Genomic DNA, 3977 nt, shown 5'->3' on the forward strand with positions numbered 1-3977 from the left:
GCGCGGCGGCGCGCGCCGCCGGTACCTCTATCTACGCCACTGTGCTAACCTGCCCTATTATTGGCGGCCCGCCACGGGGCCGCCCATTCACGCAGGATCAGGCGCGCTCCGATGAAATTGCACTTCACCAAAATGCACGGCCTCGGCAACGACTTCATGGTTGTCGATGGCGTCCGTCAAACCGTCTCCCTTAGCGCCGAGCGCATCCGCCAGCTGGGCGACCGCCACTTCGGCATCGGCTTCGATCAATTGCTGCTGGTGGAGGCCGCGCAAGCCGCCGGCCATGATTTCCGCTACCGCATCTTCAACAACGACGGCGGCGAGGTGGAGCAATGCGGCAATGGCGCGCGCTGCTTCGCCAAGTTCGTGTCCGACCGCGGCCTGACTTCCAAATCCCGCATCCTGGTGGAAACCGCCAAGGGCGTGATCGCGCCCGAATACCTGGGTGACGGCCAAGCGCGAGTGGACATGGGTCGGCCGCGCTTCGCCCCGGCCGAAATTCCGTTTCAGGCCGAATCCGAGGCGATATGCGACGATTTACAAGTCGGCGACGCCATCTTGTCCATCAGTGTGGTGTCGATGGGGAACCCCCACGCGGTGCAGGTAGTCGCAGATGTAGCCCTGGCGCCGGTGACGCAGTTGGGCGCGGCGATTGAAAACCACCCGCGCTTTCCACAGCGGGTCAACGCCGGCTTCATGCAGGTAGTGGCGCGCGATGAGATTCGCTTGCGCGTGTTCGAGCGCGGCGCCGGCGAAACGCTGGCCTGCGGCACCGGCGCCTGCGCGGCGGTGGTGGCCGGCATCCGTCGCGGTCTGCTGGAGCGGCGCGTGCGGGTGCATACCCGCGGCGGCGAGCTGACGGTGGAGTGGCCGGCCGACGACGCCGCCGTCACCATGACCGGACCCGCCGTCACCGTGTTTCAGGGCGAGATCGATATTTGAATGCCGCCGCCGGTTTGCCGGCGCCGCGCGCGACAACAACAGCGTTGTATAAGGGGTTATGAATCATGCAGACAGACGATGTGCTGGCGTTTTTGGACCAACATCCGGACTTTCTCGCCCACCATGCCGAGCGGCTAGGCCTGAAGCCCGGCGGCGCGCCGCAGGACCGCGTGGTGGTCTCGCTGGCCGAGCGCCAGTTGCTGGATCTGAAGGACCGCAATCGTCAGCTGGAGTCGCGTTTGCAGCAATTGGTGCGCCACAGCGAGGCCAACGACCGCATCATCGCCAATGCCCACCAACTGGCGCTGAGCCTGCAGGCCTGCCGCAGCCTGCAGGATGTGCTGAGCGCACTGCCGGCCTGCTTTGCCGAGCATTTCAAGCTGGAGCGCATCGCGCTGCGGCTGTGGCACCCGGCGGCGGAGTCCGCCGGCGCGGTTTACGATGCCCGCAACGAGGTGGCCGCGCTGGCGCGCAATCTGTCCGCGCCCTATTGCGGCCCCTACGTCAACGATGATGTGCTGGCCTGGTTCCCCGCCACGCCGGTGCTGCAATCCTTCGCCCAGCTGGCGCTGCGCGACGCCACCGGGCAGACCATCGGCCTGCTGGCGCTGGCGTCCGATGACGCCCAGCGCTTCACTTTCGACATGCACACCCATTACCTGGCCCAAATCGGCGAGCAGGTGTCCGTGGCGCTGATCCGCGTCCTGGAGGCGCAATGACGGCGACGCCTACCGGTTGGTTTCTGCTGGCGCTGATCGCGCTGTTCTATCTGCACATCCTGTGGCGACTGATCGCCAGCCGTGATGGCATCGCCCAGGCCTGTTTCGCGGCGTCCTTCTTCATCCTGGCGCTGGCCTTCCGCAAGGATGTGTTCCTCACCGCGTTGTCGCCGGTGTTGCTGCCCTTCTGTTACGCCTATGCCTGGCTCGGCATCGCCGCCGTGCTGTGGTCGGCCAGCAGCCTGCGGGTCAGCCGGCTTGGCCTGGCCTTTCCCGAACGCCAGCCGCAGTTGGCGGCGCTGATGGCCAGCCAGCTCAGCCTGCACCTGGGCATCGTCGCCTTTTCCCGCGTGCTGGACTGGCGGCCGCTGCTGTCCTACTTGATGGCGCCGCCCTTGATCGTCGTGGTCAGCTATCTGGGCTACCGCACCCTGCTGTACGTGATGCGCCATCAGCCGGAGGCGCGTCTGCCGTGGCCGGTGTTCGCCGGCATGACGCTGATCAGTCCCCTGCTGGTGATGTGGCTGGCCGATTGGTTGGCGCCCATCGTGCTGGGCATGACCTGAGCCGCCGCGCCACGGCAGCGATGAAAAAACCCGAGTCTTTCGACTCGGGTTTTTTGATGCCGGACAGCGCATCGGCGCTCTATCCATCGAGCTTAGCGCCTGTTCAAAGTCTCGCTGGCTAGAGCGAGACAAGGCGAAAGTCGCTGAGAAAGCGGAATGTACACGTGGTACATGAGCATTTCGAAGCGAGTTTCAACGCCGTATCACCGACGCTCAGCAGACATTGAACAGGTTCTGAGGACAGCTTCTTACTTCTTGCCGGCCTCAATGGCGATGGTCAGCTGCAGGTCATCGCCCACCGCCGGCACATAGGCGCCCACGCCAAACTCGCTGCGCTTGATGGTGGCGGTGGCATCCGCGCCGCACCACGGCTTCTTGGCCATCGGGTGGGAGTCCACGCACTTGAAGTTGGTCACGGTCAGCGTCACCGGCTTGGTCACGCCATGCAAGCTCAGTTGGCCGTCCACCGCCGCCAGCTTGTCGCCATTGAAGGTGAACTTATCGGATTTGAACGTGATGGTCGGGTATTTTTCAACGTCCAGGAAGTCCGGGCTGGCGATGTGCTTGTCGCGCGCCGCCCAGCCGCTGTCATGGCTGGCGGTCTTGATCACGATGTCCACCGAGCCGGTTTTCTTGGCCTGGTCCAGCACCACGGTGCCCTTGGTGTCGTTGAAACGGCCGCTCAGCGTGGAGAAGCCCAGATGGCTCAGCGAGTAGCCGGCATGGGTATGCGAGCTATCCACTTCGTAAGTAACCGGGGCGGCTTGCGCGCTGCCCAGCACGCCCAACGTCATCACGGCGGCAAACAGGGTCTTGATCTTGGTCGTCACGTCGATTTTCTCCAGGGAAAGAATGGCAAGATCACTTGCCGGTCAGAACGAATTTATATTTGACGGTCACCAGGTCGGCAATCGCCTCGGTATCGTCCCAAGCGCCATCGCCCACCTTGAACTGCAGGCGCTGCACGGGGAAGCTGCCTTGCAGCGTGGTTTCACCGCCGGCGCTGCTGGCGGTGAACTGGGACACCACTTCGCGGCTGATGCCCTTCAGGCTGAGCGTGCCGCGGGTTTCGAATTTGCCGCCGCCCAGCGCCTTCACCGATTTGGCGGTGAAGCTGGCCTTGGGCAGGCTGGCGATATTGAAGAAGGACGCGCCGCGCACCGTGGTATTGCCGTCGGCGCTACCCACGTCCACGCTGCCCAAGTCCACGGTGAACACCGCCTTGGTGGCCTCAGGCTTGGCCGGGTCGAAACTGACGTTGGCGGCGAAGCTCTTGAAGCGGCCTTCGGTCGGCACATTCATTTGCTTGAAGCTGAAGCCCAGCGTGCTCTTGGCGGCGTTCAGCGTTTGCGCGGCCTGGGCCGGCGCCATCGTCAGCGCCACGGCGGCGCTCAATGCGAGTGAAGTCAGAAATTTCATGCTTGAGTATCTCCTTTGCGACAGGATGGCAGCATCCGCGCCAGCGTGGCGTCGCGATCGATGAAATGATGCTTCAGGGCCGCCAGCGCATGCAGACCGACGATGGCGACGATGGCGTAGGCCATCAGCGCATGGCTCCAGCCCAATACATGGCCCAGCGCCTCGTTCTTGTCCACCAGGTCCGGCAGTTGCACCAGGTTGAACCACACCACCGGATAGCCCTTGGCCGAGCTCATCAGCCAGCCCACCAGCGGCATGGCCAGCATCAGCGCGTATAGCAGCAGGTGAATCAGGCCGGCGGCCTTGAGCTGCCAGGCCGGCTGTCCCGGCA

At 64.2% G+C, this 3977-nt stretch carries 6 protein-coding genes; 3 read left to right on the forward strand and 3 right to left on the reverse strand.

All coding sequences use genetic code 11. The features are described from left to right. The first annotated feature begins 111 nt into the window (after positions 1-111). The 3 genes from dapF (at position 112) to LQT98_RS18315 (ending at position 2227) form a co-directional block, all read left to right on the forward strand. Entirely contained in the window at positions 112-942 is an 831-nt protein-coding gene (dapF, locus tag LQT98_RS18305) for a diaminopimelate epimerase (protein WP_231464138.1), read from the forward strand. A 65-nt stretch (positions 943-1007) separates the two neighbouring features. Further along, positions 1008-1661 (forward strand): DUF484 family protein, encoded by a 654-nt coding sequence (locus tag LQT98_RS18310; RefSeq protein WP_048410765.1) that lies wholly within the window; start codon positions 1008-1010, stop codon positions 1659-1661. Continuing rightward, positions 1658-2227, forward strand: coding sequence for a hypothetical protein (locus tag LQT98_RS18315; protein WP_048410766.1), 570 nt, complete (start codon positions 1658-1660; stop codon positions 2225-2227). The genes LQT98_RS18310 and LQT98_RS18315 overlap by 4 nt, the downstream gene beginning before the upstream one ends. A 248-nt stretch (positions 2228-2475) precedes the next feature. Here LQT98_RS18315 and LQT98_RS18320 read toward each other — a convergent pair whose 3' ends face one another. The 3 genes from LQT98_RS18320 to LQT98_RS18330 form a co-directional block, all read right to left on the reverse strand. Beyond that, complete coding sequence (locus tag LQT98_RS18320; protein ID WP_231464140.1) at positions 2476-3057, reverse strand: YceI family protein; 582 nt, start codon at positions 3055-3057, stop codon at positions 2476-2478. Between the two features lie 31 nt (positions 3058-3088). Beyond that, complete coding sequence (locus LQT98_RS18325) at positions 3089-3646, reverse strand: YceI family protein (RefSeq protein WP_048410767.1); 558 nt, start codon at positions 3644-3646, stop codon at positions 3089-3091. Then, positions 3643-3977, reverse strand: a 335-nt coding sequence (locus tag LQT98_RS18330) for a cytochrome b (protein ID WP_231464142.1), incomplete at its 5' end; no start/stop codon positions are given. The genes LQT98_RS18330 and LQT98_RS18325, both read right to left, overlap by 4 nt.

Source organism: Chromobacterium aquaticum (assembly GCF_021129195.1).
In the GTDB taxonomy this organism is placed as follows: domain Bacteria; phylum Pseudomonadota; class Gammaproteobacteria; order Burkholderiales; family Chromobacteriaceae; genus Chromobacterium; species Chromobacterium aquaticum.